This is a genomic window from Novosphingobium sp. AAP1 (genome assembly GCF_001295765.1).
GTDB lineage: Bacteria > Pseudomonadota > Alphaproteobacteria > Sphingomonadales > Sphingomonadaceae > Novosphingobium > Novosphingobium capsulatum.
The window spans coordinates 100,112-126,189 of the sequence record NZ_LJHO01000006.1 but is presented as its reverse complement, the minus strand read 5'-3'; the positions used below and the strand labels follow the sequence as shown (position 1 = coordinate 126,189).

Here is a 26,078-nt window from a genome sequence, read left to right as displayed (position 1 = left end):
CCCGCCGATGGGCGGCGCATGGCGCGCCGCATGGGGGGAACGGCGTGAATATATCCAGGGGCTTGGCTATCGCGGCCGGGCTGTCAACGGCGTCTGCCATGGTCTTGGCAGCAAGCCCCGCCTGCGCGGCCGCGCGCAGCACCACGCGCGAGGTGATCGTGGCCGATCCGGCGCCCTGGGTCTTGCCCCCGCCACAGCCGGCCACCGCCACGCCGCCTGCCACGGATGCCGCGCTCGCCGCGATCTATAGCGACACGCAATACATGGCTGGCCCCGATGGCCTGCAGGTCTACAATGCGATGCGCTATCGCATCGTCAAGCCGCAAGGACTGGCTGCCGGCAACCTTACCCTGACCTGGTCACCCGATGCCGGGCGCATGGTGCTGCACCGCCTGCGCGTATTCCACGCCGGGGCGATGCGCGATCTGACGCATACCGCCACCTTTTCGGTGATGCAGCGCGAGCAGAACCTGGAACTGGCCACGCTGGATGGGCGGCTGACCGCCGCCTATCAGATCCCCGGACTGGAAGTGGGGGACGAGGTGGAACTGGCCACCACGCTGACCGCGCGCGACCCGACGCTGAGCGATGCGCGCGGCGATCTCTATATCATGCCGCAGGCCAGTGCCACGGGCACGTTCCGCCTGCGCGTGTCGTGGCCGCAAGGCCAGGCGATGCGCTGGCAGACAACGCCCGATCTTGCCCCTACCCCGCTGCCCGGCGGCGGCAAGCTGGACGGCATCGCGCTGGAACTGCACGATCCTGATCCGCCGGCCGACGTGCCGCAGGGCGCGCCGGCACGCTATGGCTGGCGCCGCCTGGTGGAATTCACCAACTATGCCAGCTGGCCCGATTTTTCACGCCGGTTGTTCCCTCTCTATGACAAGGCGGCGCGGCTCGCCGCCAATAGCCCGCTCAAGGCCGAAGTGGCGCGGATCGCGGCCGCATCGCCCGACCCCGCCCGCCGCGCCGAGGCCGCGCTGCGCCTGGTGGAAGAGCAGGTGCGCTATGTCTATGTCGGCATGGATGGCGCCAACCTGACCCCGGCCGATGCCGATACCACGTGGCAGCGCCGCTATGGCGATTGCAAGGGCAAGACCGCCCTGCTGCTGGCGCTGCTGCGCGAACTGGATATCGAGGCGCAGCCACTGCTGATCCAGACCAAGGGGGGCGATGGCCTGGCCGATCGCCTGCCCAATGCCGCGCTGTTCGATCATGTCGTGGTGCGCGCGACCATCGCCGGCAAGCCCATGCTGCTCGACGGCACGCGGCTGGGCGATCGCTCGCTGGCGATGATCCTGCCACCGCCGTGGCGCCAGGGCTTGCCGATCACGGCAGAAGGCGCGCCGATCCTGTCGCTGCCCACGCCGCCACCGGTGCTGCCGCGCATGGTGGCGGTGCTCGATATCGATGCCAGCGCGGGGTTGGCGACCCGTGCCAAAGTGCGCGCGCGCCATATCCTGCGCGGTGACGAAGCGCTGGTGATCCGCAGCTATCTGAGCAGCCTGCCCGCCGTGGACGCCGAACGGGCGCTACGCAAGTATTGGGAAGCGCAGGAAAACTGGCTGGTTGCCGACAAGGTTTCGTGGGAAGCGGACGAAGCGCATGGCGCCGTGGTACTCAGCGCGCAAGGCCTGGGCGACATGGATTGGGAAGACATGGGCGATGGCGCGCATCGCTATTACCTGCCGGGCGCCGGCTTCAGCCCGCCCGATCGCCTGCGCCGCCGCGCCGACCAGGACCAGACGCTGCCCTATGCCACCGATTACCCGGCGTTTCGCTGCTGGGCCACCACGGTGCGCCTGCCCGCACCGGCCGCCGCGCACGACTGGACCTATTACGCCAAGCCGGTGGACCGTTCGCTGGGCGGTGTCGCCTATTGGCGCAAGGCCGGGCTCACCGGCACGGTGATGCGCACGGTGATGAGCCGGCGCGTGCTGCTGCCGGAAATCAGCGCGGCCCAAGCGGCCGAACTCAACCGCCAGATTCCCAAGTTCGACAACGACATGTCGTCGGTGTTCGAACAGACTGCGGTGAAAGGCGTGGCCCCGGCCAACCACGATGCCGCGCCGTTTGCCGACGATACCGACTGGCTGGCCGCCAAGACGCCATGCACTGCGCCATGATCGTCGGTCGCACCCTGGCGGTAGCCGCTCTACTGGACACCACGCTGGCGGGCTGCGTGCCAGCGCGCCTGCCGGCGCTGGAGGCGACGCTCGCCGCCCAGCCCAGCGCCACGGCGGCCCTGGCGCAATGGTGCGCGGTGCAGCACCTGGCTGATCCGGCCACGATCCATGCCGCGGCCGATCGCACACCGCGCGCGGCACCTGCGGCCGTACGCGCCGCGCTGGGTGTGGGAGCGGATGCGCCGCTGGGCTATCGCCATGTGCGCCTGTCGTGCGGCAATGTCGTGCTGTCTGACGCGCAGAACTGGTTCGTGCCAGCCCGGCTGACCCCGGCGATGAACCAGACCCTGGCCAGCACCGACACGCCGTTCGGCACCGTGGTGGCGCCGCTGCATTTCACGCGCCAGCGCCTCGCCGCGCAGCGCGGCCGCATGGCCGAATGCCCGGCCGGCACCGTGCTGTCACACCGCGCCGTGCTGCGCCGCCCCGATGGCGCAGCGATCAGTCTGGTAGTGGAATGCTATACCCGCGCCAGCGTTCAGACCCCACCTGCCTCGCTGCGCTGATTGGCCGGAACGACCGCCGTGCGCACCCGCGAAAGCGCTGCGCCCAGCAGCAGCACCGGTTCGAGCACGGCCATACCCACCAGGATGCCGACCAGGCGATCAAAGCCGGGGGCGATATGCGCCGCTTCCCAGCTATCGGGCACCAGCACGACCAGCACCGCCAGGGTGAACTGCGTACCGACATAGCCGCGCCCGTGGTTGCCATTTTCCAGATGGCGGCCCAGCGCCACGCCCATCGCGGTGCCTGCCAGCATCAGCGCGGCCCGCGCCGGGCCATGCAGCAGCGCGGCCAGCCCCAGCACCAGCGCCGCCAGGGCGCCACCCGCCAGGCAGCCGAGCAGGCGATACCACAGCCGCCGGCTGACCTGGCGCAGGCCATTGGGGCCGTCCACCGCCGTCACGGGAATCAGCATCACCGCCATGATCGTGATCGCGCCCGATACCAGCGAGGGCAGATCCCACAGCGTGGCCAGGCCGAGCAGCAGGGCCAGGGCCAGGCCGCCGCGCGCGCCGTGGAGCAACGCATCGGGACGCCAGCCCACGCCCTGCGGCTTGGGTGCGCGAATCGCCGGCCAGCGGCGGCGCAGCGTCCAGGCCGACGCCAGGCTCACCGCCATGCAGGCGGCCGTGCCGGCCAGGGTTTCGATCATGCGCATCACCGCAAAGGCCCGGGGATCGGCCAGCGGCATGGCCACGCGATCGTAGAGCATCATGGCAAAGGTCAGCCCCAGGAACAGCCAGGCATAGGCATGGCGCCCGGTGATCGCGCCATAGAGGCTGACCGTGCCGGCCAGCGCCATCGCCATGGCCAGCACCACCATGTTGCCGCCCAGCGGGCTTTCCAGCACGGCGAGGCACGCCAGCGCGCCCAGCGCCGTGCCGATGATGCGCAGCAGCGCACGGCGCAGCGTTTCCAGCGGATAGCCGCGCATGACCATGTAGCCGGTGAATGCCGCCCACGAGACATGGGTGGCACCGATATGGTGCGCCACGAAGATCGCGAGAAGCACTGAGGCAACGCACTCCGCCTCGTCCACCAGGCGCGGGGCCAAAGGATCGGCATCGGGATCTGGCGCTGCGAGAGAGGCAGAAGACACGGTCACAGCCCTGTGATTAGGCGAGCCAGGCACGCGCGCCTAGAGCGTTTTCAAGGCAGGTGGAATCACCTGCCGACTCGGAAAATGCGGAAAATCAAAAGGCTAGAGCGCCGGCTTTGACGCAGTCAAAGTCGATCGCGCTCTAGCCCCAACGGAAAGGGGCCGGGAAGGCAAACCCTCCCGGCCCCGAAATCCTGTTTGCCTTGACGGCGTGCGGCTTAGCTGCCGTGCACCTGGGCAACGTCGATCTTCAGGCCGGGGCCCATCGACGAGGACAGGCCGACCTTGCGGACATACTTGCCCTTGGCGCCCGACGGCTTGGCCTTGACGATCGCATCGACGAAAGCGTCGAAGTTGGCGCGCAGCGCTTCGTTCGAGAACGAGAGCTTGCCGATGCCGCCATGGATGATCCCGGCCTTTTCGACGCGGAATTCGATCTGGCCGCTCTTGGCCGACTTCACGGCGTCAGCAACGTTCGGCGTCACGGTGCCCAGCTTCGGGTTCGGCATCAGGCCCTTGGGGCCCAGCACCTTGCCGAGGCGGCCAACCAGGCCCATCATGTCGGGCGTGGCGATCACGCGACCGTAGTCGAGGTTGCCGGCCTGCATGTCTTCCAGCAGGTCTTCGGCGCCCACGCGGTCAGCGCCGGCGGCCAGAGCCGCTTCGGCCTTGTCGCCACGGGCGAACACGGCAACCTTGACGTCCTTGCCGGTGCCCGAGGGCAGGCTGACCATGCCACGGACCATCTGGTCGGCGTGGCGCGGGTCGACGCCGAGGTTCAGCGACACTTCGAGCGATTCGTCGAACTTGGCGCTCTTCAGATCCTTGAGCAGCTGGATGGCTTCATCCACGCCGTAGATCTTCTGGTTGTCGCCGAGCTTTTCGACGAGGGCCTTCTGCTTCTTGGTCTGCTTTGCCATGGTATCAGCCCTCCACAACCTGCAGGCCCATCGAACGGGCCGAGCCCTCGATGATCTTGGCGGCCTGTTCGATGCTGTTCGCGTTCAGGTCCTTCATCTTGGCCTGGGCGATTTCTTCCAGCTGCGAGCGCTTGATGGTACCGGCCGAAGCCTTGCCCGGGGTCTTCGAACCCGACTTGATACCCACGGCCTGCTTGATGAAGAAGGTGGCGGGCGGAGTCTTGGTCACGAAGGTGAACGAGCGGTCCGCATAGACCGTAATCACGGTCGGCAGCGGCGTGCCCTTTTCCACTTCCTGGGTGGCGGCGTTGAATTCCTTGCAGAAACCCATGATGTTGACGCCGCGCTGACCCAGCGCGGGCCCGATCGGCGGCGAAGGCTTTGCTTCGCCGGCCTTGATCTGCAGCTTGATATAGCCTTCGATCTTCTTGGCCATGATGGCCTCCTTTCATCCTGTTGGGGCATGTGCCCCGCAGAGTAAGCGGTGATAACGAGCGGCCGAAACTGCTCTACCGCGCGGAATCGGGCGGGCACGAAACCCGCCGCGAAGTGGGCGCCCTTAGCAGGCAAGGCCGGAAACGCAACCAGAAACGGCCGCGTCCGGCAAAAGCTGGTGCTTACTTGACCAGTTCGACTTCGTCGAAGCCGAGTTCCACCGGGGTGGCGCGGCCGAAGATCGACACCGAGACCTTGACGCGGTGCTTGTCGAAATCGAGCTCTTCCACCACGCCGTTGAACGTGGCGAAGGGACCGGCGTTGACCTTGACCGAATCGCCGATTTCGTAATCGACGGCAACCTGGCGGGCGGGCTGGGCAGCGGCCTGTTCGCGCGCGCCGAAATAGCGTGCGGCTTCCTTTTCAGAAATCGGCTGCGGCTTGCCGTTATGGCCGAGGAAGCCGGTCACCTTGGGCGTGTTCTTGACCAGGTGATAGATGTCGTCGTTCATCGCCAGCTTAGCGAGAACGTAACCGGGCATGAACTTGCGCTCGACCGAGATCTTCTTGCCGCGCTTCACTTCGGTCACGGTTTCGGTGGGCACTTCCACCGCTTCGACCAACTGCGACAGGCCGATGCGCTCGGCTTCGGAGATGATCGATTCGCGGACCTTGCTTTCAAAGCCGGAATAGGCGTGAATGATGTACCAGCGGGCCATAAGTGGGTCTCTTGTACGAAGGTTTGTGGATCAGGCCAGCTTGAGCAGCCACTGCACGATCATGCCGAACACGCTGTCGATGCCCAGGAAGAACACCGCCAGGATCAGCATCATGATGCCCACGAAAATCGCGGTGGTGGTCGTTTCCTGGCGCGTGGGCCACACCACCTTGCGCGCCTCTGCCTTCACCTGATTGAAGAATTCGCCGGGGCTGGTCTTGGCCATAGCCGTGCTGCCTTCGCTGCCTGAATGAATCTCGTCCCTTCCGCCTAGGGGCCATCGCCGCCCCGGACAGGTCCGGGAGGGGCAGGTCAGGGCTCCGATGTCGGAAAGTTTGCCGTATCTAGGGCCAAGCGCGCCGCTTGGCAAGGGTGCAGGCTGGCTAGGCGGCGTGGACCAATTCCACAACGCCACGGTTGCCCTATAAAAGGCCCTGGCGAGGCGTGAGGACGAAGCAAGAGTGGGCCTCTTGCAAGGCCGAGCAACGCTGCCAGGGCCTTTTATAGGGCAACCCCTTTGGGGCTGGACCAAAAACCGCCATTCCCGCGTCGGCTCGTCGCGCAATATTCCCGATATTCCGCCTCCTCGCCTCCTTGAACTGGCGGTTTTTGCCTCCAGCCGTGGCGCTGTGGAATTGGTCCACGCCGCCTAGCACCCAAGGCGCCTGCTGCGCGCCAGCGTAAAAGACTCGGATACGAGCGGGCATTGATCCGTTAAGGTGAGCAAACGCATCCTCAAGGAGTGCCCGACCATGCGCGCCATTGCCGCAACCGCTGCCCTGATCCTGGGCACCGCCATCAGCCTGCCAGCCATGGGCCAGCAGGCCACCACCGACACCACCTCGCGCACGCCGCTGCCGGGCACCCCGCCGGGCGTCAGCAGCCGGGCCACGATCGGCGCCGGCATCGGCCCGATGACCGGGGTGAGCCCCGCCATCGGCCCGGTGCGCTCTCCCGGCGGCGACGGCACGGGCCGGCCCCAGCCGGGCACGCCTGCCGATCCGGCAGCCACCAGCCTCAACAGCACCGGCATGGCCGGCGGCTTTGGCACCAGCCGCCGCACCACGATCGGCCAGGGCGGCGCAACCGGCACAGCGCAAAGCGCGCTGGGCAGCACGCTGCGCAGCCCGGTCGATCCGATGGGCCGGGCTATGACCGGCGCCACCGGCGGATCGACCCTGGGCGGTAGCGTAACCGGCAGCGCGGGAAGCCGGGCCGGCCACGCGGGCACCACCACGGGTGGCGCTGCCAGCGGAACCACGGGCGGGCTGTGAAACGGCGGTGAACCAATGAAAAAGGCCGCATCCCAAACGGGTTGCGGCCTCTATTCAACACATGGCCATCACGCGGTGGTGATGGCAGGAGCGGGGGGACTCGAACCCACGGCCCTCGGTTTTGGAGACCGATGCTCTACCAACTGAGCTACGCTCCTGTGCTCGTGACGGCCCCTTAATGGGTTGACGCGGGCAGCGCAACCGGCGGATGAAGATTTTCAACGATCATGTTGCAACCTGTGAATTCCATCATTCCGCCCGATCTGCTGCTCAGGGCCTATCGCGCCGGGATCTTTCCCATGGCCGATAGCCGCGACGATCCCGATGTCTATTGGGTGGAGCCGCGCCTGCGCGCGATCCTGCCGCTCGATGGCTTTCATTGCTCGCACTCGCTGGCACGCACGCTGCGCCGGGGGCGCTTTACCGTCACCTGCAACGCCGCGTTCGATGCCGTGATCGATTCGTGCGCGGCCCCGCGCGATGGCGCGCAGGACAGCTGGATTTCGCAGCGTATCCGCGAAAGCTATCGCACGCTCCACACCCTGGGCCATGCCCATTCGATCGAAACCTGGGCAACCGGGCCAGATGGCCGGCGCACTTTGGTGGGCGGGCTTTATGGCGTGGGCTTTGCCCGCGTATTCTGCGGCGAAAGCATGTTCAGCCGGCAAAGCGATGCGTCGAAAGTGGCGCTGGCCTGGCTGGTCGCGGCGCTGCGCCATGCCGGCGTGGTCTTGCTCGATTGCCAGTTTTCCACCCCGCACCTGGCCTCGCTGGGGGCGGTGGAAATCCCGCAGGCCGATTATCTTGCCCGGCTGGACGACGCGGGGCGTTACTGCGTGGGCGAATCGGCAGGCGTGCCGCCGTCTTCCATCACCGGGGCATCATCGGCCGGGGCGTTGTCATCGGGCTCTTCCGCAGGGGCGGCGGCGGGCTTGCCGGCAGGCTTTGCCGCGCTCTTGGCCGCAGCGGCCGAGGCTGGGCTGTCTTCCTCGCCGGGGAACTTCATCGCGCAGTTCTTGACCCAGACATCATAGACCGGATGCTCGACGACGTTGAGCGACGGCGAATTCTTGAACAGCCAGCCGGAAAAGACCTTGTGCCAGGTCAGCTTTTGCTCGGTGGTGGCGCGTTCCTCGACAAACAGCTGGACGAAAGCACCAGTTTCGGCCGGGTCTTCCCACGGCGCGGTGCGCTCGCATGTGCCCAGGCGCACGATGGCATTGCCGATGCGCCGCGCCTCGCCCGAACGCAGCACGATGTCCTGCGTGATGTTGTTGCGCTTGTTGAGGAAGCCCAGCGTGGCGACGCGGTCCTTGACCGGGGTGCCGTAATCGCTTTCGGCCGCGCCGCTGGCCGCCGGCATCGGCGCGGCGGCTGTCGCCTCGCCCGGGGGGGCGGTTTCGGCCGGCTCGCGGTGGTTGCAGCCGGCCAGCAACAGCGTGCCGCCGGCCAGCAGGACCGCAACCGACAGCGCGCGGCGGGCAGGCATCAGCCTTCGGGCGACCAGGCTTCGTAATCGCCGGTGGCAGCGGCGCGATGGCCACCGCGTTCCAGCGCGCCCTGCGGGCGATAGGCCGCGGCCGTGCCCGTGGCATTGGGGGTGAATTCCACTTCCCAGATGCGCGGCGGCGGCAGGTTGCTTTCCGGCACGCCATCGAGCGTGCCATGCAGCCAGCCATGCCATTCGGCCGGCACGCGGCTGGCATCGTTGGCGCCGTTATAGATCACCCAGCGACGCTCGCGGCCCTGGAACGGGTGTCCCTTGGGATACGGCTTCTTGGCCCGGTAATACTTGTTGCCCTGGGCATCGTGGCCCACGAGTTCGCCATTGCGGGCGCTGTCGAGCAGGGTGCCGAAGGTGGCGCCGTCCCACCAGGTGAAGATCTTGCCGAGAATGCTCATGAAGCTCTTGTTCCAGTTGCCGCCCGCCGCGGCGGGTTTCCTTGCCCCTAGCCCCTGCAAGGGGGAGTCGGCAAGGGTGCTGTTGCACCTGCGTTGCCGACGATCCCTCGAGGCGTTTACCAGGCGATCTTGTCACCGGGCTTGAGCCCGATCTGCGCGGCGCGCCCGCCATTGAGTTCGAGCACCGCCGCCGCCGGCCCGGTGGAGGGCAGCGGGCTCAGGTCATAGGGCACGGCGTTGGCCGCCACGTTGAGCACGCGGTGGTTGGGCCCGATGAAGATGATGTCGAGCGGGATCACCGTGTTCTTCATCCAGAACGCGGCCATGCGCGGCGGGTCCATCGGAAAGATCATGCCTTCGTCCGCGCCCATCGCGGTGCGGAACATCAGGCCCTTTTCCTGTTCCTCGCCGGTCACGGCCACTTCCACGCGAAACTGGTGGGTGCCGCCCTTGGTGGCGATCGCCAGGGGAATGACCTTGAGGCCCGAGATCGGATGGACGCCAACCGCGCCGGTGGGCGCGGGCATCGCATCGGACTTGTGATGGCCGGCGTCGGCCGTGGCCGGGGAACAGGCCATGATGCCCAGTGCCAGGGCGAGTGCCGCGCCCATCATCCCGGTCTTAATCGTCTGCGTCATAAACCCAATCTTCCGCTTCGCGTTCGCCCGCTGCATTCACCAGCGCGCGCGCCATGGCAAGGGGGTGCCCTGCCCTCAGGAACACGGCCACCTGCTTTTCCCGCACGGCCGGGTCGATCCGCCCATCGTCATCGCGCGGGCCGAACGGGCCCAGCCGCCGCTTGCGCGCCAGGGCGAGCGCGGCGGCGCGGGCCTGCTGGGCCGAACCCATCGCCTCTTCGCGCAGATCGGGCGCGATGCCGGCCTGGCCCAGATCCTGGGCAATGCGCCGCGCCCCCAGCCCGCGCCGGCGCAAGCTGGCGCCGCGCATGCGCGCATAGCCTTCATCGCTGACATAGCCCGCGTCGGCCATGCGCGCGATGATCGCGGCCACATCGGGCGGGCTGGGCGCATCTTCATCCCAGCCGCGTTCGCGCAGCTTGCGGTTGAGATAGGCCGACAGCTTGCCGGTACTGGTGGCAAAGCGGGCGACGTAACCCAGTGCCAGTTCATCGAGCAGCGCCGCATCGAGCGGACGAGGAGGCCGCCGTGTGCGACGATCTGGTACATCAGGGCGGTTCACGCCATATTCGTGCCACACTCCGGACTAAATGAGAACCTCGGGTTACGGTTTCTTGACCATGGGGGCTTGCGCCAAGGCGCTGCCCACGCAAGGAGCCGCAGCCAGTCAGCCACCATTCACTGCCTTGGGCGGAAGTGGCGGCACAGACCGACTGTTTTAAGACCGATATCTTGTTCCATACCTGGGGTACCGCATGACCGTTACGGCCGCCGTCGCAGAGAAGATGGCTCTTGTTCCAACGCCAAACGACGATGCGCAGCCGCGCCGTTATGCGGATTTTGCCACGTTCTGTGATGCGCTGGACTATGCCGCCCAGGGCGAGCGCGGGTTCAACTTCCACGATCCGCGCGGCACGCTCACGCAGGTCTATCCGTTTTCCCAGCTGCGCAGCGATGCGCTGGTTGCGGCCCGTCGCCTGGTGGCGCGCGGGGTCAAGCCGGGTGACCGGCTGGCGCTGATCGCCGAAACCGGCCCGGAATTTGCCGCGCTGTTCTGCGGCGCGGTCTATGCCGGTGCCTGGCCGGTGCCGCTGCCGCTGCCGACCAGCTTTGGCGGCAAGGAAAACTATATCGACCAGCTCGCTGTGCAGTTGGCCAGCTCGGACCCGTGCCTGCTGGTCTATCCCGGCGAACTGGCAGAGATGTGCGGACAGGCCGCCGCGCGCCAGGGTTGCCCGGGGCTGAGCTGGGCTGCGTTCGACGAAGGCGCGCTGGCCGATGGCGAACTGCCCACGGCCGATCCCGACGCGATCTGCTATCTGCAATATTCCAGCGGCTCCACCCGCTTTCCCCATGGCGTGGCCGTTACGCACCGCGCGCTGCTCGCCAACCTGGCCGGCCATTCGCATGGCATGGACATTGGCGACGGCGATCGCTGCGTCAGCTGGCTGCCGTGGTATCACGACATGGGCCTGGTCGGCTGCTTCCTCTCGCCGATCGCCAACCAGGTTTCGGTCGATTACCTCAAGACCGAGGATTTCGCGCGCCGCCCGCTCGCCTGGCTCGACCTGATCAGCCGCAACCAGGGCACCACGCTGTCGTATTCGCCGACCTTTGGCTATGACATCTGCGCCCGCCGCATTTCCAGCCAGACCAGCGTGGCCGACCGGTTCGACCTGTCGCGCTGGCGCGTGGCCGGCAACGGCGCCGACATGATCCGCCCCGACGTGATGCAGGGCTTCGTCAATGCCTTTGCTGATGCCGGGTTCAAGGCCAGCGCCTTCCTGCCCAGCTATGGCCTGGCCGAAGCGACGCTCGCCGTCACGGTCATGCCGCCGGGCGAAGGCATCCGCGTGGAACTGGTGGAGGAAGAGCGCCTGTCGGGCAGCCCGCGCGACCTGTCGCGCCCGGCCCGCTATCGCGCCATCGTCAACTGCGGCGTGCCGGTGCTGGGCATGGAAGTGGCGATTCGCGGCGAGAATGGCGAAGAACTGGCCCACCACCACATCGGCAAGGTGTGGTGCCGCGGCTCCTCGGTCATGCACTCCTATTTCCGCGATCCCGAATCGACCGCGGCCTGCATGGTCGACGGCTGGCTCGACACCGGCGACATGGGTTACGTCAACGCGCAGGGCTACCTGTTCATCGTTGGCCGCGCCAAGGACATGATCATCATCAACGGCAAGAACCACTGGCCGCAGGATATCGAATGGGCAGTGGAACAGCTGCCCGGCTTCCACCAGGGTGACATTGCCGCGTTCTCGGTAGAAACCGAAAATGGCGAGGAAACCCCGGCCGTGCTGGTGCACTGCCGCGTCTCGGACCCGGAAGAACGGGTGAAGCTGCGCGACCAGATCCGCGACAAGGTACGCTCGATCACCGGCATGAACTGCGTGGTCGAACTGGTGCCGCCCCGCACCCTGCCGCGCACCAGCTCGGGCAAGCTGAGCCGCGCCAAGGCCAAGAAGCTGTACCTGTCGGGTGAAATCGAGCCCTATAGCCTGGCGGCCTGATTGGTTTTTAGGGGGGAACAGGCCCTCCCCCACCCCCTCCCGCAAGCGGGAGGGGAGCTAGACCTTCTCCCCCCCTCCCGCTTGCGGGATGGGGTCGGGGGGAGGGTTTGTAGCTCAGCTCAAAACGGAATTTCCGCCCCATCCCACGCCCACAGCTTGCCGCTGTCGGCCGGGCCGAGCCGCTCCAGCACATGCAGCAGGGCACCGGCCGAATAATCTGGGCTAAACAGCTTTTCGGGCTTCACCCCGCGCTGGAACGGGGCAGACAGCGCGGTATCCACCGTGCCGGGATGAAGCGCGGCGGCCACGGCCTGCGGATGGCTGCGGGCCAGTTCGATCGCCAGCCCGCGCAGTAGCATGTTGAGCGCCGCCTTTGCCGCGCGATAGCCGTGCCAGCCGCCCAGGCGATTGTCGGAGATCGAGCCGACCCGCGCCGAGAGCACGGCAAAGACCCCGCGCCGATCGCGGGACAGCAGGGCCGGGACATGGGCCATGATCAGCGCCGGGCCGATCGTATTGATCGCAAACTGCTGGGCCAGCGATGCCTTGGCCAGGGACCGCACGCTCTTTTCCGGCGCGGTACCATCAGGCAGCGTCAACTGCCCGGTGGCGACGAGCACCAGGTCCAGCGGGCCGTGCCGCGCCAGCGCGGTGCACGCCTGGGCCACGCTGGTTTCTTCTTCATAATCAAAGGTGAAGGGGCGTACCTTGGGAGTGGCGGCAACGGGGCGGCGGGCGCCGGCATGGACCACGGCAACATCGTCTTTCCGCGCCAGCGCCGCCACCAGTGCGGCGCCGATGCCGCCCGATGCACCGAACACCGCCACGTGGCGGCCCGGCGCTTGCTCATCGTGTACTGTCATGGCCAAAGCCTGTGCGCCAGGGCCGCCACTGTCGAGCGGGCAGAAAGGGCACGCCTGCGCCGCCGGGCGAAACGCATGGGCCGTTCATCGGAATAGCGCCTTGCGCAGCGCGCGGGCCGGGGCCATCTTCCACGCGCGGAGGGCAAACACCCGATCCGCAGAGGAAAAGACAGGACCGCGTCATGGCATCGACCCCTTCGACCACCACCGCAGAGCAGGCGCCCGGTATTACGCTGACCCCGCCCGATCCCGTGCCGGTGGTTGCCCCGCAGCAGGCCGCCGGGCTGGTTCCCGTGGCCGAGGAAACGCGCGGCAAGCTGGAAGCCAAGGCCGACGCCTTTGTCACCGAACTGTTGGCCCAGGACGCGGCCAGCCCCGAATTCGGCAAGCGGGTGGACCAGTTGACGGCCATGGGCCGCAAGGAAATCGCCCAGGCGGCGGGCATGTCCAACCGCTTCCTCGATCGCCCGATCCGCGCGATGGACAAGGATTCGGGCGTGGGCGCCGATCTGGCGCAGCTGCGCCGCACGATCGAAGAGCTTGATCCAGCGCGCAAGGGCAACCTGTCTTCGGGGCGCAAGATCCTGGGCATCATCCCCTTTGGCAACAGCATGAAGAAGTATTTCGACGGCTATGTCTCGGCCCAGGGGCACATCAAGGCGATCCTGGAACGCCTTGCCGCCGGCAAAGACGAGCTGCTGATGGACAATGCCGCCATCGATGTGGAGCGGCAGAAGCTATGGGAGGGGATGGGCCAGCTGGAGCAGATGATCACCATTGCCCGCCTGCTCGATACCAAGCTGGAAGATGCCGCCGCCGATCTCGATCATACCGACCCGGCCAAGGCCAAGGCGATCCGCGAGAGCGCGCTGTTCTATACCCGCCAGCGCCTGCAGGATCTGCTGACGCAGATGGCGGTGACCGTGCAGGGCTATCTGGCGCTGGACCTGGTCAAGAAGAACAACGTCGAACTGGTCAAGGGCGTGGACCGCGCCAGCACCACCACGGTGGCCGCGCTGCGCACCGCCGTGACCGTGGCGCAGGCGATGACCAACCAGCGCCTGGTGCTGGAGCAGATCACCGCGCTCAACACCACCACCGCCAACATCATCGATTCCACCGGCAAGCTGCTGCGCGAGCAGACCGGGCGTATCCACGAAATGGCGGCGTCCAGCACAATCCCGCTGGAAACGCTGCAGCGCGCGTTCCAGAACATCTATGACACGATGGACACGATCGATACCTTCAAGCTCAAGGCGCTCGACGCCATGAAGCAGACGGTCGACACGCTGTCGGGCGAGGTGGAAAAGTCCAAGGGCTATATCGCCCGGGCCGAAGGCGCAGCCAAGAACACCACCCAGGCCAGCGCACCGTCGCTGTTGAGCCTGGAGGGGTGATGCCGGCGTCAGGTTTCCACCACCCCCAACCCCCTCCTCTGGAGAGGAGGGGGCTTCTACGTCCCTTCTCCCCGTCTTCGTCAGAGGAAGGGCTTTTACCGTTCTTCTCCCCCTCCTCTTCAGAGGAGGGGGTCGGGGGGTGGTGGAAACCCAGAACCCATACGTCCTCAACACAGGCCAAACCATGACTGCTTCGCAATCCGACCACATCCTGCGCGCCGCGCGCGACAGCCTGGCGCATCAGCGCGCCGGCGGACGGCGGCGGTCGATCGGCTTGCGCTCGGCCGAACTCAAGCGGCAGCATGTGGCCAAGAAGGCCGCGCGCATCGCGATGGCGGTGGGCGTGGTGCTGGTCGCGGCCATGGCGCTGGGCCTGGTGATCGACGGGATCGGCCTCGTCGGGCTGTTGCTGACGGTGCTGGCGGTGATCGGCGTGGTGGGTTTCTTTGCCACCTATCCCCGGCTCAAGGTGCCGGACCTCGCGACGATCAACCGGGGCGACGTGCGCACCATGGTGGGCCGCACGCAGCTGTGGCTGGAAGCGCAGGCCCCGGCTTTGCCCGCCCCGGCGGTGCGGCTGGTGGATCAGATCGGCGCGCAGCTCGATGGGCTGGGTGCGCAGCTGGAAGGGATCGACGCCAGCCAGCCGGCCGTGGCCGAAGTGCGCAGCCTGGTGGGCGAACACTTGCCCGGCATGGTCGAAAGCTGGCGGCGCATCCCGACCCATCTGCGCCAGGAAGAGCGCGGCGGCCGCAATGCCGATCAGCAATTGGCCGATGGCCTGGCCCGCATCAGTGGCGAGATCGACCAGATCACCCGCCAGCTTGCCGCCGGAGACATCGATGCCCTGGCCGTGCGCGGCCGCTATCTTGACTATCGCTATGGCGATGCGCTGGAAGGCGATGCTTTGGCCGACAACGGCGCGCTCCCCGTGCGCCTTGTTCCGCCAGTGGAGAAGACATGATGCAAATTGCCCTGCCCCATTCTCTTGGCAAGGACGAGGTCCGCGCGCGCATGCAGGCCCGCCTGGGCGATGCCTCGGGCAAGGCCAGCGAGTTGATCGGCGGCATGGCCCAGGTCGAAACGCAGTGGAACGATGCCGATCACCTGACCATGACGGTATCGGCCATGGGCTTTACCATCCCCAGCCAGGTGACGCTGGAAGATACCCAGGTGCTGTTTGACGTGGACATTCCCGCCGGGCTTGGCTTTGCCCGCGGCATGATCGAGGGGATGATCCGCGAAAAGGGCGAAAAGCTGCTGGCCTGATATGGGGCCAGATCGCTGCCGAACCTTGCGCGTTCGGCAGCGATTTTTTCACAGGTCCTTGCGTTCCAGTTCCAGGAATTCGGGCGGCAGGCGCAGGGTGCTGGCGACCAGCCGCGTTTCCAGCAGCAGATAGATCAGCGCCACCATCAACAGCGCAATGGCGATAAAGAACGTGGTGGCCGTGACATCGCCCAGATGCGCGATGCCGGTGATCTGGTTGAAGAACAGCGACCCCACCGTCACCCCGATGCCCAGGCCCGAGAGCACCAGCAGCAGGAGCGCGCGGCCGATCAGCTGGATGCGCCGATCGACATAGCGCATTTCTACCACCACGGCATCGTGCGCCACGCCGGTGGTTTCGGCATGCAGCTGCTGCAAGTGGCGTGACCGATCGACGATGCGTCCCAGCCGCGTGGTGAGGATGTTCATGATATTGCCGATCGCCACCAGCACGAAGACCGGGGCGAGCGACAGCTGGATGGTTTGCGCGATCATGCCGTCCCTCTTGCGGCCAAGAACGCGGCCCTGGCAAGCACGGTCATTCCATCAGATCGAGGATATCATCCACGCCGATCGTGGCGAAACCCACCGCGCTATCGGAAATACCGTAGGGCACCAGCAGGTTATCCTCCACCATCAGCGCGCCGCAGGTATAGACCACGTTGGGCACGTAGCCATAGCGATCGGCATCGATGGCGGTAAGCAGCGGCACCTTGCTGCGGGCAATGACGCGGGAAGGATCATCGCGATCGAGCAGGGCGCAGCCCAGGGCATACTTGCGCATCGCGCCCACCCCGTGGGTGAGCAGAAGCCAGCCCTGATCGGTCAGGATCGGGCTGCCGCAATTGCCGATCTGCACGAATTCCCACGGGAATTTCGGCTCCATCAGCAAGACGCCATCATCGTCCCAGCAATCCAGCCGGTCTGAGCGCAGCAGGAACAGGTTCTTGCCATCCTGGCGCCCGACCATGGCATAGCGCCCGTCGATCGCCTGGGGAAACAGGGCCATGCCCTTGTTGCGCCCGGCGCGGCCCTGGATCGGCTCAAGCCCGAAGCGGCGGAAATCGCGCGTGCGCAGCAGTTCCGAGCGGATCGAGCTGCCCGAATAGGCGGTATAGGTGCCGATCCATTCGTAATCGCCGCCGCCGTGATCGAACCGCACCAGCCGCAGGTCTTCCAGCCCGCCGCGCTGCTGCTCGGTCACGGGGAAGATCACGCTGTTCGACAGGGTGCTTTCGGCATGGCGATGCAAGGCCACGATCTGGTCACCGGCGGGCGGAGTGCTGGCGTCGGGCAGCATGGCCGTGGCAAACGCGCTTTGCGGCCACAGCTGGAAGCTGCCATCCGCATTGGCCACGCCCTCACGGAACACGATCGAGCTGATATGCCCTTCGCCCACCGCGCGCAGGCTCATGACAAAGCGCACCGCGCCATCGAGCATCCCCGATTGATCGGGATGGGGCACGATCGACGGGTTCATCAAGGCTGCCGCGGCATAAGTATATTCGTGGCAGAAATAGGCCCCGATCAGGCGCCGCCGCACCGGCGGAATGGCGCCGTCATCCAGGTCAAGCGCCTGGCGCACCTCGACATAGCGTTCCTCGAACAATTGCTCGGTCTGCCAATGACGCTCCTCGAAATCGCGCAAGACGCGGGCGTATTCCTCGGCCGCTTCTGCCTCGTCCAGCGAGAGGACATCGGCGACCAGCCGCGCCGCGCGCGAGCCGCCGCCCGCGCCGCCCTGCCAGCCCAGATGAAAGGGCCGCAGCACGACGCGTGACGGATCGGCATGAAGCCGTTGCTCAAGAATGCGCAGGCCGTTGCCCACCCCGTCGGGGCGCGTTCCCACAGGGTTGGCCGCCACCGTGTCAGCTGGCGTGAGACTGGGATTTGTAGGCTCGGTCGCCAAGGACACTCCTTACCTTGCTGGATGGGCCAAACGATTGGCCAAGGGCTGCGGTTTCGCTGCCAACGCGCGGGCCGCTGGCCCGTTCCAACTCGGCAAGCGCATAATGTGCCAGCTGGAATGCCAGGATTGATTCGGCACCGCAATTGGCATTGATGCCGCGCGGGGTAATGCCATCGCGACACCGCCCGCTAGCCAGATCACCGAGCGGCTGGGCACGGTCGTTTGCGCCCAGGAACCAGCGATAGGCGGCCTGGGCATGGCTGCGCCACAGCGCTTGCGAAGCGCCGCGCGCACCGTGCTCGTCCCAGCTGGCTTCGGCCTGCCAGGCTGCCGCGCATGCTTCCACCGCGGCCCAGGCTTCCAGCGGCTGCTGGTCGAATGGCTTGGCTTCATAAGATACGGCATGAGGCGGGGTAAAGGTTTCCGAACCAATCGCACGAAACTGACCTGTGGCAGTGGTCTGTTGCGCCACGATGAACCGCAAGGCTTCCAGCCCGCTTTCCAGCCAGTCTGCCCGGTTCATGAGATGGCCTGCGCGAATCAGCGCCTCGGGCAGGCGGGGGTTGTCATAGCCCAGCATGGCTTCGAACCACGCCCAATCGGGGCGCCGCCCTTCGGCCAGCAAGGCATGAAGCACCGCGCCGCCGCGTTCGACCATCGCACGGCTGGGACGGTGATCGGGCTCCACCGCCAGAACCTGTGCCGCGCCGAGAACGGCAAAGGCGATGCTGCGCGGATATTCCACACTGCCCAGCGGGTCGAGCACGATGTCATACCACTGCCGCGCCCATGCGCCCAGGCCGGCGTCCGGCGCGTGGGCCACGGCATGGCCCAAGGCCCACAGGGCGCGGCCATTGCTGTCTTCCGAGCCGACGTCTTCGCACCACGAGCGATCGAACGCCATGAAGTTGCGGAAGCGGCCGGCCTCGGGATTCCAGGCGTGCTGGACGAACGAGGCGAAGACCGTGGCCCAGCGCTGGCGCTCGGCCAGGGGAATGCTATCGGCCACACCCATCAGCATCAGCGCGCGGACATTGTCATCCAGGCAATAGCCATGGCGGCGATCGGGCACCACGCCGATTGCATGCTGCAACATGCCGGTGCTGTCACACATCGCCCAGACCCCGCTGGTGCCCGGCGTGGCGGTCAACGGCGGCAGCTGCGGCGCGGTGGCGGCCACAGTGTTGACCAACTGGGCGCAGCTTTCGGCAAAGCGCGGCCAGATCGTTTCGCGGCCACGCGCATAGGCGCGGCGCTGCATGGCATCGAGCGCCGCAGGATCGCCGAGCAACGCGTTGACGGCATCCGCCAGCGCCTGCGCCGAGCGCGGCGGCACCAGCGCGCCTACGCCATCGGCGAGAAGTTCACGCGCGTGAAGATAAGGCGTGGAAACCACCGCCTTGCCCAGCGCCACGGCATAGCTCAGCGTGCCCGAGGTGGACTGCTGCAGGTTGGGATAAGGCGTGAGGTAGATGTCGCAGGCTTCAAGCTGGTCAAGCAGTTCGCCGGTTTCGAGGAAGCGATTTTCCCACAGCACGTGATCGGCCACGCCCAGCTGGCGCGCCAGGTCCATCAGGCTGTCGCGATAGGCTTCGCCTTCTGCGGCAACCAGGTTGGGATGCGTCGCGCCGACAATGCGATACACCGTGTTGGGGTGTGCCGCGACGATCGCCGGCAAGGCCTCGATCGCGGTTTCCAGGCCCTTGCCTTGGCCCAAAAGGCCAAAGGTCATGATCACGTTCTTACCTTCAAGGCCAGCGCGGGCCTTGAACTGGGCATGGCGCCCGAACGGGCGATCGGGTGCGCCGTGGGCAATCACGGTAACCCGCTTGGGATCGACGCCATAGACCGCGGCCAGAACATCGCGGCCATGTTCGCTCATGACCATGACGCCGCTGGCGCGATCGAGGATATGATCGAGCACCGCGCGCTGCTCGGCAGAAGGGCTGGCCAGCACGGTGTGCAGCGTCACGATCAGAGGCGCGGCCACGCGATCGAGCAGTTCGAGCACCATGGCGCCAGCTTCGCCGCCAAAGATGCCATATTCATGCTGAAGCCACACCGCATCGACGGCGTCCTCGTTGATGCGCCGCGCGGCAATGCGATAGTCTTCGGGCTGATCGGCCCGGATCACGCTGCGCGCATCGGGATAGGGCAGCGGCTCGGTCGGGCTGTCGATGACATGCAGGTCGACCGACAGCTCGGGGTGATGCAGCCCCAGCTGCTCGAACACGTCAGTGGTAAACGTGGCAATGCCGCACTTGCGCGGCGCGAAGCCCCCAATCAGCGCCACGCGGCGGGCGGGTGCACGGGAAGCTGCATCGGTACCGAAGAAATCAAGCACGGCCCCTGCAACAGGGGTGGCGCGCCGCAAGGAAGTGGAAAGGTCACGTGTCATCTGGCTGGCTCGCCCCGAATATGTCTGTTCGATGAACCAACGATGGAACCGGGATAAAGTTGCATTGCGCCGCAACGTCATCGTCACGTTACGTGCTGATTTTGTCGCTGAAAAAAGGCGACTCACAGGTGCGGCGCTGCAAAAACAACAAGGTTTCCGCGCCACGCTAACACATGTTAGGGCGCCCACCAGCGTTGGCGCCAGCCATATTCGGCTTCTATCGCCTGGCCTTGCGCATCGCGCGCCGGGCGGAAGCGGAAGCGCTGCATAGCCAGGCGGCAGGTGATGGCATCAGCTTCGTCGTTGCCGCTGGCCTGTTGCACGCGGCACCCCACCGGATTGCCCTGCGTATCCACCCGCAGCACGATCACCACCTGGCGGCCGGCACGATCGGCGCGGCCGGCGGCGGGATAATCGCGCGCGGCGGTGATGTCTCCGGCGATCTTGGCGACGCGCTGCGCCCCGCCACCACCATCGCCATTTCCTGCAGCGCCGCTACCGGTTCCAACACCGGCCGCTGCACCGCCGTTACCCATGCCGGTGGTGCCAGCACCAGATCGGGCAGCATCGCCGGTCCCCGCCACGGGAGCGGCGGGAAGAGCTGGGATAATGATGCGCGGCGGCGGGGCCATGATTTCTTTGGGCCGCGCCTTGCGCCCCATCGCCCCGGCAGCCCCCGAAGCGGCATGGCTTGGCCGCATGCTGCTGCTGCTGGGCGGCGGGGTGGGCGTGGGTGTGGGTTCGGGCGGAGCGTAGAGCACGAACGCCGGATCGGGCAGGCGCAGCGCGACAATGCCCCCAGCCAGGCCGTGCACCAGCGCCAGAATCAGGCCGACATGGAGCAGCGCAACCACGCCGCCGATCAACAGCTGGCGCTGCCAGCGGACATCCAGACCGGGGGTCTCGTAAGGAAAACGAATCGCGCGCGGGGCCATGGCCAAGCCATAATCCCTGGCGCATCGCGCTGGTTCCCAAGGGCATGATCCGGGCGAAAAACGGGCCAAAGCGTTGCAATCAGGGGATAGACCCCCTGGATGCAACCCTATTCGTATCATCGGCAGTTTCGCGTATGCCGCAGATGGGGTAGGGTTTTGTGGAATTGGCGTTGTGCCGCGCCTTCGCGCCCGGCACCAACAAACGCCACCAAGGATTGCAATGATGAGAATTCTGGTTGTCGAGGACGAGCCCCTGCTCGCAATGCTGCTGGAGGAAAACCTGGCAGACCTCGGCCATGACAAGGTAACGGCAGTGGCCACGGTGGACCAGGCGCTATCGGCGCTGGACGAAGGCCCGGTCGATGCCGCCCTGCTCGATTTTTCACTGGGCAGCGACACCACCTCGGTGCCAGTAGCGCTGCGCCTGCGCGAGGAAGGCACGCCGTTCTTTTATCTGTCGGGGCATGCCTCGTTCGATCCCGATGCCGGCGCGCCCGAAGCGCCGATGCTGCCCAAGCCGGTCAGCCTCGAAGCGCTGCGCGAGGCACTCTCCACGCTCGCCGACGCGCGCTGAGCCGCTTATTCCCGGCGGGCAGGCCAACTTTCCCGGGCCGGGTCGCTCAACTTTCCAGGAAACTGTCGTCCCGCGCCAGGCTGACCAGCCGCAGCCCGTGCGCCTGCGCGCGCTCTGCCGCGAGGGTCGAGGCCGCCGATACGGTGACGAGCAGCGGCACCCCGGCGATCACCGCCTTCTGCACCAGTTCATAGCTGCACCGCGCCGTCAGCACGACAAAGCCGCTGGCCGGATCGATCCCGGCACGCGCCATAGCGCCGACCAGCTTGTCGAAGGCGTTGTGGCGACCAACGTCTTCGCGCAGCGCCTGGATCGTGCCATCGCCCGTGCAGAATGCGGCGGCATGGGCGGCGCGGGTGGCACGGCCTAGCGCCTGGTGATCGCCCATGGCTGCGGTGGCGCGAAAGATTGCCGCATCGCTGACGGCCAGTGCCGCGCCTACCTGCGGCAAGGGGCGCAAGACCTGCTCCAGGCTTTCGATCCCGCACAGGCCACACGATCCTTCGGACAGGCGCAGCCGCGCGCGCTCCATCAGCGGGGCAGCATCGGCCATGGTCAGCGTGATCCGCAAGATCCAGCCGCGCCCCTCGATCTGCGCCGCCTGCGCCGCCACGAAACCGGAAGGATCGGCGATCAACTGTTCCGACAGGCAAAAGCCCAGCGCATAGTCTTCAATATCGGTGGGTGTGGCCATCATTACGGCATAGCCCAGGCCATTGATCTCGATCGCCACGGGCGCTTCCTGCGCCAGCGCGCGGGCGCGCGGCACGGGCGGGCGGCCATCGGCGAAATGTTCGACAAAGGCGTGGTCGACCGCGCCGGGCGGCAGGTCAGCCGGCATCGGCGCCATGGTACGCGGGGTCGGTCGCCTTGGTTTGCGGTGGCGGGGCGTGGCCCGCGGCCAGTTCGGCCAGGGCCGTGCGGGCGATCGGATCGAGCCCGTCCTCGCCATGGGCGGCAAGGTGGGCAAATATCTGGCGCAGCATCGCCGGGGTCCAGAACGCGTGCAGGTGATCGGCCAGAGCCGCCGCCGGGTGCGGCTCGTGCACCAGGTTGCGGGCGATCTGGTTGGCCATATAGACCAGCTTGGCTTCGGTTTGCCCGCTCATTCGGCCGGCTCCATCGCGCTGCCGGCGATGCGCCGCGCCTGGCGGCTTTGCGCGGCATAGTCTTCCTGCCATTCGCTCGGCCCGTTGGACGGGGTGATCTGCACCGCCGTCACCTTGTATTCCGGGCAATTGGTGGCCCAGTCGGAATAGTCGGTGGTCACCACGTTGGCCTGCGTGGCAGGGTGGTGGAACGTGGTATAGACCACACCCGGCGCAACGCGATCGGTCACCGTGGCGCGCAGCGTGGTTTCGCCCGACCGGCTGGCCAGGCGCACCCAGTCGCCGCTGTTGATGCCGCGGTTTTCCGCGTCGGTCGGGTGAATTTCCAGCACGTCTTCGGCGTGCCACACGCTGTTTTCGGTGCGCCGGGTCTGCGCGCCGACATTGTATTGCGAGAGGATGCGCCCCGTCGTGAGCAGCAGCGGGAAACGCGGCCCGGTGCGCTCGTCAGTGGGCACATAGTCGGTCACCACGAACTTGCCCTTGCCGCGCACGAAGCCATCGACGTGCATGATCGGCGAACCATCGGGCGCGGTATCGTTGACCGGCCACTGCAACGACCCTTCGGCATCGAGACGGGCATAGTTCACCCCGGCAAAGCTGGGTGTGAGCCGCGCGATCTCGTCCATGATTTCGCTGGGGTGAGTGTAGTTCCAATCGAGGCCCATGGCGCGCGCCAGTTCCTGTGTCACTTCCCAGTCCTGATAGCCATTGAGCGGCTCCATCACCTTGCGCACCGGCTGGATGCGGCGTTCGGCATTGGTGAAAGTGCCGTCCTTTTCCAGGAACGAGGAGCCCGGCAGGAAGACATGGGCATAGTTGGCGGTTTCGTTGAGGAACAGGTCATGCACGATGACACAGTCCATCGCCGCCAGGCCCGCCGCAACATGCTTTGTATCAGGGTCTGACTGGAGGATGTCTTCGCCCTGGATGTAGAGCCCCTTGAACAGGCCATCAGTGGCCGCATCGAGCATGTTGGGAATGCGCAGCCCCGGTTCGGGATCAATCCTGACACCCCATTCCGCTTCGAACAGCGCGCGCGTGGCGGCATCAGACACATGGCGATAGCCCGAAAGCTCGTGCGGGAAGCTGCCCATGTCGCAGGCGCCCTGCACGTTGTTCTGCCCGCGCAAGGGGTTAACCCCCACGCCGCGCCGGCCGATATTGCCCGTCGCCATGGCGAGGTTAGCAATCGCCATCACGGTGGAGGAGCCCTGGCTGTGTTCGGTCACGCCCAGGCCGTAATAGATCGCGCCGTTGCCGCCCGTGGCATAGAGCCGCGCCGCCCCGCGCACGAGATCGGCGGGAACGCCGGTGACAGGTTCGAGGAATTCGGGGCTGTTGCGCTCTTGCGCCACGAATTCGGCCCAGTGCTGAAACTCGTCCCAATCGCAGCGTTCGCGCACGAAAGCTTCGTTGACCAGGCCCTCGGTCACGATCACATGCGCCAGCGCGGACAGCACTGCGACATTGGTGCCGGGGCGCAGCGGCAGGTGATAGTCTGCCTCCACATGCGGGCTGCGCACCAGATCGGTGCGGCGCGGATCGATCACGATCAGCCTGGCGCCCTGGCGCAGGCGGCGCTTCATCCGGCTGCCGAACACCGGGTGACCATCGGTGGGATTGGCGCCGATCACCAGGATCACGTCGCTGTCTTCGACCGAATCAAAATCCTGCGTGCCGGCAGACGTGCCGAACGTGGTCTTGAGGCCATAGCCGGTGGGCGAATGGCACACGCGGGCGCAGGTATCGACGTTGTTGGTGCCAAAGCCTGCGCGCACCAGCTTCTGCACCAGGAAGCCTTCCTCGTTGGTGCAGCGGCTCGACACGATGCCGCCCAGGGCATTGTTGCCATGGCTGGCGGCGATCGCCTTGAAGCGGCTGGCGGCAAAGCCCAGTGCTTCGTCCCAGCTGACCTCGCGCCAGGGCTGGTCGATGCTGTCACGCACCATGGGTTTCAGGATGCGGTCCTGATGCTGGGCATAGCCCCAGGCAAAGCGGCCCTTGACGCAGGAATGGCCACGGTTGGCCTTGCCGTCTTTCCACGGCACCATGCGCACCAGCTGTTCGCCGCGCATTTCGGCGCGGAACGTGCAGCCCACGCCGCAATAGGCGCAGGTGGTGACGACGGCCCGCTCGGGCTTGCCGATTTCGGTCACGGCCTTTTCCATCAGCGCCGAAGTGGGGCAAGCCTGGACGCAGGCGCCGCACGATACGCATTCCGACGAGAGGAAATCGTCAGACTTCACGCCCGCCGAAATCTGCGAGCCGAAGCCGCGGCTTTCCACCGTCAGCGCCAGGGTGCCCTGCACTTCATCGCAGGCGCGCACGCAGCGCGAACAGACGATGCACTTGGTGGCGTCGAAATCGAAATAGGGATTGCTGGCGTCGGTCTGCGCCTCCAGGTGATTGGCCCCCTCATAGCCATAGCGCACATCGCGCAGGCCCACGGCAGCGGCCTGGTCCTGCAACTCGCAATCGTTGTTGGCGCTACAGGTAAGGCAGTCGAGCGGGTGGTCGGAGATATAAAGCTCCATCACCCCGCGCCGCAGCCTGGCCAGCTTTTCGCTTTGGGTATGAACCTTCATGCCATCGGCCACCGGCGTGGTGCACGACGCCGGCGTGCCGCGCATGCCGTCGATTTCAACCAAGCACAGGCGGCACGAGCCGAATTGCTTGAGGTTGTCGGTGGCGCACAGCTTGGGGATCGACCCACCCGATACGGCCGCCGCGCGCATGACGGTGGTGCCGGCCGGCACGGTCACGGCGCGGCCATCGATTTCCAGCGTCACCTGGCTGTCGGAACGAACCTCGGGGGTGCCGAAATCGGCCTGGCGTTCATAGCCCATGGGGAAGCTCCTGCACGGCGGCGAGATCCGCCGGGGTGTTGATATTGTGGGGAATAGTGGTGAGCGCAACCGGGCGCGCGCCTATCGCTTGGGCAAACGCGCGCAAGCTGTGCTTGGCCGGGCTGGCCAGCAACGCATCAAGCGCAGGCGCGGCGCTCGCCGGCCACAGCCCGATCACCGGCTGGCTTTCGCAAAAGGCAGGCGCGGGGGAAAGCTGGGCAGCCGTATCGGCGGCAAGGCCAAAACTGTCGACCGGGACCGTGAGCACGGTATCAAACCCGTGGCCAGCGGCATGGTGGAGCGCGGCGGCGATGCCACCCAGCGGCCCCATGCCGGCACGCGGGCGATCGGGCAGACAGGGCGCCGGCGCATCATCCCGCCCCACAACCACGACCGTGCCGCACTGCTGCTGCAGGGTATTCACGGCATGGGCGAGCAGGCTTTGCCCTGCCAGTTCGGCCACAGCCTTGTCGCTGCCAAAGCGGGTGGATTGGCCTCCAGCGAGGACGGCGCCCAGAATCATGGGCGCACCCCTGCGCTGGTGCCCTTCGACAGGCTCAGGGCGAACGGGATTTGGGTTTTCACA

26 protein-coding genes, 1 tRNA gene and 1 pseudogene are annotated in these 26,078 nt (G+C 66.5%); 9 read left to right on the top strand and 19 right to left on the bottom strand.

All coding sequences use genetic code 11. The features are described 5' to 3' along the window. Positions 1-98: 98 nt before the first annotated feature. Together IP65_RS13545 and IP65_RS13540 are read left to right on the top strand one after the other, a co-directional pair. On the top strand, positions 99-2,126 hold the full coding sequence (locus IP65_RS13545; protein WP_022674804.1) for a DUF3857 domain-containing protein: 2,028 nt from the start codon (positions 99-101) through the stop codon (positions 2,124-2,126). Next, on the top strand, positions 2,123-2,692 hold the full coding sequence (locus IP65_RS13540) for a hypothetical protein (RefSeq protein WP_231627713.1): 570 nt from the start codon (positions 2,123-2,125) through the stop codon (positions 2,690-2,692). Before IP65_RS13545 ends, IP65_RS13540 begins: the two co-directional genes overlap by 4 nt. Here the strand turns inward: IP65_RS13540 and IP65_RS13535 are convergent. The 5 genes from IP65_RS13535 to secE form a co-directional block, all read right to left on the bottom strand. Continuing rightward, positions 2,665-3,789: an FUSC family protein gene (locus IP65_RS13535; protein WP_054132133.1), complete on the bottom strand. Its 1,125-nt coding sequence runs from the start codon at positions 3,787-3,789 to the stop codon at positions 2,665-2,667. The genes IP65_RS13540 and IP65_RS13535 overlap by 28 nt on opposite strands. Before the next feature lie 218 nt (positions 3,790-4,007). Beyond that, a complete protein-coding gene (gene rplA / locus IP65_RS13530; RefSeq protein WP_022675307.1) occupies positions 4,008-4,709 on the bottom strand; it encodes a 50S ribosomal protein L1 in 702 nt (233 codons plus the stop codon). Between the two features lie 4 nt (positions 4,710-4,713). After that, positions 4,714-5,145, bottom strand: coding sequence for a 50S ribosomal protein L11 (gene rplK, locus IP65_RS13525; RefSeq protein WP_022675306.1), 432 nt, complete (start codon positions 5,143-5,145; stop codon positions 4,714-4,716). 181 nt (positions 5,146-5,326) lie between these two features. Further along, a complete protein-coding gene (gene nusG / locus IP65_RS13520; RefSeq protein ID WP_022675305.1) occupies positions 5,327-5,863 on the bottom strand; it encodes a transcription termination/antitermination protein NusG in 537 nt (178 codons plus the stop codon). 30 nt (positions 5,864-5,893) lie between these two features. Next, positions 5,894-6,088 carry a preprotein translocase subunit SecE gene (gene secE, locus IP65_RS13515; protein ID WP_022675304.1) on the bottom strand — a complete coding sequence of 65 codons (195 nt, stop codon included), beginning with the start codon at positions 6,086-6,088 and terminating at the stop codon, positions 5,894-5,896. 493 nt (positions 6,089-6,581) lie between these two features. On the opposite strand from secE, the gene IP65_RS21375 reads away from it, so the two are divergent. Continuing rightward, entirely contained in the window at positions 6,582-7,136 is a 555-nt protein-coding gene (locus tag IP65_RS21375; RefSeq protein ID WP_054132071.1) for a hypothetical protein, read from the top strand. Positions 7,137-7,218: 82 nt separating this feature from the next. On the opposite strand, the gene IP65_RS13505 is transcribed toward IP65_RS21375, so the two are convergent. Further along, positions 7,219-7,294: transfer RNA gene (locus tag IP65_RS13505), tRNA-Trp, on the bottom strand. 69 nt (positions 7,295-7,363) lie between these two features. On the opposite strand from IP65_RS13505, the gene aat reads away from it, so the two are divergent. Next, positions 7,364-8,170, top strand: a complete 807-nt coding sequence (gene aat, locus IP65_RS20890) for a leucyl/phenylalanyl-tRNA--protein transferase (protein WP_171794976.1) — start codon at positions 7,364-7,366, stop codon at positions 8,168-8,170. A 35-nt stretch (positions 8,171-8,205) separates the two neighbouring features. Here the strand turns inward: aat and IP65_RS21985 are convergent. The 4 genes and pseudogenes from IP65_RS21985 to IP65_RS13480 form a co-directional block, all read right to left on the bottom strand. Next, a pseudogene (locus IP65_RS21985) lies at positions 8,206-8,499 on the bottom strand (DUF2155 domain-containing protein); the annotation flags it as partial. 125 nt (positions 8,500-8,624) lie between these two features. Beyond that, positions 8,625-9,038, bottom strand: a complete 414-nt coding sequence (locus IP65_RS13490; protein ID WP_022675162.1) for an NADH:ubiquinone oxidoreductase subunit NDUFA12 — start codon at positions 9,036-9,038, stop codon at positions 8,625-8,627. Between the two features lie 116 nt (positions 9,039-9,154). Next, positions 9,155-9,676, bottom strand: coding sequence for a DUF192 domain-containing protein (locus IP65_RS13485; protein ID WP_028657556.1), 522 nt, complete (start codon positions 9,674-9,676; stop codon positions 9,155-9,157). Beyond that, the gene (locus IP65_RS13480; RefSeq protein WP_054132131.1) at positions 9,660-10,238 is read right to left on the bottom strand and encodes a RecX family transcriptional regulator; all 579 of its coding nucleotides are present in this window, start codon (positions 10,236-10,238) and stop codon (positions 9,660-9,662) included. The genes IP65_RS13485 and IP65_RS13480 overlap by 17 nt, the downstream gene beginning before the upstream one ends. Before the next feature lie 193 nt (positions 10,239-10,431). Between IP65_RS13480 and IP65_RS13475 the strand changes: the two genes are divergently transcribed. Further along, positions 10,432-12,189 (top strand): fatty acyl-AMP ligase, encoded by a 1,758-nt coding sequence (locus tag IP65_RS13475; protein WP_054132069.1) that lies wholly within the window; start codon positions 10,432-10,434, stop codon positions 12,187-12,189. 119 nt (positions 12,190-12,308) lie between these two features. On the opposite strand, the gene IP65_RS13470 is transcribed toward IP65_RS13475, so the two are convergent. Continuing rightward, entirely contained in the window at positions 12,309-13,052 is a 744-nt protein-coding gene (locus IP65_RS13470; RefSeq protein ID WP_054132068.1) for an SDR family NAD(P)-dependent oxidoreductase, read from the bottom strand. A gap of 182 nt (positions 13,053-13,234) precedes the next feature. Here IP65_RS13470 and IP65_RS13465 point away from each other — a divergent pair, with 182 nt between their 5' ends. The 3 genes from IP65_RS13465 to IP65_RS13455 all read left to right on the top strand — a co-directional run bounded on the left by IP65_RS13465 (position 13,235) and on the right by IP65_RS13455 (position 15,718). Next, a complete protein-coding gene (locus IP65_RS13465) occupies positions 13,235-14,449 on the top strand; it encodes a toxic anion resistance protein (RefSeq protein WP_054132067.1) in 1,215 nt (404 codons plus the stop codon). Between the two features lie 184 nt (positions 14,450-14,633). Beyond that, the gene (locus IP65_RS13460; RefSeq protein WP_231627712.1) at positions 14,634-15,413 is read left to right on the top strand and encodes a hypothetical protein; all 780 of its coding nucleotides are present in this window, start codon (positions 14,634-14,636) and stop codon (positions 15,411-15,413) included. Then, the gene (locus IP65_RS13455; RefSeq protein WP_022677478.1) at positions 15,410-15,718 is read left to right on the top strand and encodes a polyhydroxyalkanoic acid system family protein; all 309 of its coding nucleotides are present in this window, start codon (positions 15,410-15,412) and stop codon (positions 15,716-15,718) included. The genes IP65_RS13460 and IP65_RS13455 overlap by 4 nt, the downstream gene beginning before the upstream one ends. Positions 15,719-15,766: 48 nt before the next feature. Here IP65_RS13455 and IP65_RS13450 read toward each other — a convergent pair whose 3' ends face one another. From IP65_RS13450 to IP65_RS13435, 4 genes are all read right to left on the bottom strand, one after another. Continuing rightward, positions 15,767-16,213, bottom strand: a complete 447-nt coding sequence (locus tag IP65_RS13450) for a DUF2721 domain-containing protein (protein WP_022677479.1) — start codon at positions 16,211-16,213, stop codon at positions 15,767-15,769. 43 nt (positions 16,214-16,256) lie between these two features. After that, entirely contained in the window at positions 16,257-17,534 is a 1,278-nt protein-coding gene (locus IP65_RS13445; RefSeq protein ID WP_054132130.1) for a glycoside hydrolase family 130 protein, read from the bottom strand. Positions 17,535-17,586: 52 nt separating this feature from the next. Next, complete coding sequence (locus IP65_RS13440) at positions 17,587-19,971, bottom strand: glycosyltransferase family 4 protein (protein ID WP_369801292.1); 2,385 nt, start codon at positions 19,969-19,971, stop codon at positions 17,587-17,589. Positions 19,972-20,201: 230 nt separating this feature from the next. Further along, positions 20,202-20,960 (bottom strand): TonB family protein, encoded by a 759-nt coding sequence (locus IP65_RS13435; RefSeq protein WP_054132066.1) that lies wholly within the window; start codon positions 20,958-20,960, stop codon positions 20,202-20,204. A 220-nt stretch (positions 20,961-21,180) separates the two neighbouring features. Between IP65_RS13435 and IP65_RS13430 the strand changes: the two genes are divergently transcribed. Further along, positions 21,181-21,534 carry a response regulator gene (locus IP65_RS13430; RefSeq protein ID WP_022677483.1) on the top strand — a complete coding sequence of 118 codons (354 nt, stop codon included), beginning with the start codon at positions 21,181-21,183 and terminating at the stop codon, positions 21,532-21,534. 46 nt (positions 21,535-21,580) lie between these two features. Here IP65_RS13430 and fdhD read toward each other — a convergent pair whose 3' ends face one another. From fdhD to IP65_RS13410, 4 genes are read right to left on the bottom strand one after another with little or no spacing between them, the layout of a single operon-like run. Continuing rightward, entirely contained in the window at positions 21,581-22,384 is an 804-nt protein-coding gene (gene fdhD / locus IP65_RS13425) for a formate dehydrogenase accessory sulfurtransferase FdhD (RefSeq protein ID WP_054132065.1), read from the bottom strand. Then, positions 22,365-22,643 (bottom strand): formate dehydrogenase subunit delta, encoded by a 279-nt coding sequence (locus tag IP65_RS13420; protein ID WP_082350149.1) that lies wholly within the window; start codon positions 22,641-22,643, stop codon positions 22,365-22,367. Before IP65_RS13420 ends, fdhD begins: the two co-directional genes overlap by 20 nt. Next, on the bottom strand, positions 22,640-25,492 hold the full coding sequence (gene fdhF / locus IP65_RS13415; RefSeq protein WP_054132064.1) for a formate dehydrogenase subunit alpha: 2,853 nt from the start codon (positions 25,490-25,492) through the stop codon (positions 22,640-22,642). The genes IP65_RS13420 and fdhF overlap by 4 nt, the downstream gene beginning before the upstream one ends. After that, positions 25,482-26,015 (bottom strand): molybdenum cofactor guanylyltransferase, encoded by a 534-nt coding sequence (locus IP65_RS13410; RefSeq protein ID WP_054132063.1) that lies wholly within the window; start codon positions 26,013-26,015, stop codon positions 25,482-25,484. The genes fdhF and IP65_RS13410 overlap by 11 nt, the downstream gene beginning before the upstream one ends. Positions 26,016-26,078 lie beyond the last annotated feature (63 nt).

Excerpts from the sequence above, each read along its gene's own strand:
- IP65_RS13420 (WP_082350149.1), bottom strand. The coding sequence starts at position 22,643 with ATGAGCGGGCAAACCGAAGCCAAGCTGGTCTATATGGCCAACCAGATC.
- IP65_RS13485 (WP_028657556.1), bottom strand. The coding sequence starts at position 9,676 with ATGACGCAGACGATTAAGACCGGGATGATGGGCGCGGCACTCGCCCTG.
- secE (WP_022675304.1), bottom strand. The coding sequence starts at position 6,088 with ATGGCCAAGACCAGCCCCGGCGAATTCTTCAATCAGGTGAAGGCAGAG.
- IP65_RS13465 (WP_054132067.1), top strand. The coding sequence starts at position 13,235 with ATGGCATCGACCCCTTCGACCACCACCGCAGAGCAGGCGCCCGGTATT.
- nusG (WP_022675305.1), bottom strand. The coding sequence starts at position 5,863 with ATGGCCCGCTGGTACATCATTCACGCCTATTCCGGCTTTGAAAGCAAG.
- rplK (WP_022675306.1), bottom strand. The coding sequence starts at position 5,145 with ATGGCCAAGAAGATCGAAGGCTATATCAAGCTGCAGATCAAGGCCGGC.
- IP65_RS13470 (WP_054132068.1), bottom strand. The coding sequence starts at position 13,052 with ATGACAGTACACGATGAGCAAGCGCCGGGCCGCCACGTGGCGGTGTTC.
- IP65_RS13455 (WP_022677478.1), top strand. The coding sequence starts at position 15,410 with ATGATGCAAATTGCCCTGCCCCATTCTCTTGGCAAGGACGAGGTCCGC.
- IP65_RS13450 (WP_022677479.1), bottom strand. The coding sequence starts at position 16,213 with ATGATCGCGCAAACCATCCAGCTGTCGCTCGCCCCGGTCTTCGTGCTG.
- IP65_RS13475 (WP_054132069.1), top strand. The coding sequence starts at position 10,432 with ATGACCGTTACGGCCGCCGTCGCAGAGAAGATGGCTCTTGTTCCAACG.
- IP65_RS13540 (WP_231627713.1), top strand. The coding sequence starts at position 2,123 with ATGATCGTCGGTCGCACCCTGGCGGTAGCCGCTCTACTGGACACCACG.
- fdhF (WP_054132064.1), bottom strand. The coding sequence starts at position 25,492 with ATGGGCTATGAACGCCAGGCCGATTTCGGCACCCCCGAGGTTCGTTCC.
- IP65_RS13490 (WP_022675162.1), bottom strand. The coding sequence starts at position 9,038 with ATGAGCATTCTCGGCAAGATCTTCACCTGGTGGGACGGCGCCACCTTC.
- IP65_RS13430 (WP_022677483.1), top strand. The coding sequence starts at position 21,181 with ATGATGAGAATTCTGGTTGTCGAGGACGAGCCCCTGCTCGCAATGCTG.
- fdhD (WP_054132065.1), bottom strand. The coding sequence starts at position 22,384 with ATGGCGCCGATGCCGGCTGACCTGCCGCCCGGCGCGGTCGACCACGCC.
- IP65_RS13410 (WP_054132063.1), bottom strand. The coding sequence starts at position 26,015 with ATGATTCTGGGCGCCGTCCTCGCTGGAGGCCAATCCACCCGCTTTGGC.
- IP65_RS13545 (WP_022674804.1), top strand. The coding sequence starts at position 99 with ATGGTCTTGGCAGCAAGCCCCGCCTGCGCGGCCGCGCGCAGCACCACG.
- rplA (WP_022675307.1), bottom strand. The coding sequence starts at position 4,709 with ATGGCAAAGCAGACCAAGAAGCAGAAGGCCCTCGTCGAAAAGCTCGGC.
- IP65_RS13460 (WP_231627712.1), top strand. The coding sequence starts at position 14,634 with ATGACTGCTTCGCAATCCGACCACATCCTGCGCGCCGCGCGCGACAGC.
- aat (WP_171794976.1), top strand. The coding sequence starts at position 7,364 with ATGTTGCAACCTGTGAATTCCATCATTCCGCCCGATCTGCTGCTCAGG.
- IP65_RS13435 (WP_054132066.1), bottom strand. The coding sequence starts at position 20,960 with ATGGCCCCGCGCGCGATTCGTTTTCCTTACGAGACCCCCGGTCTGGAT.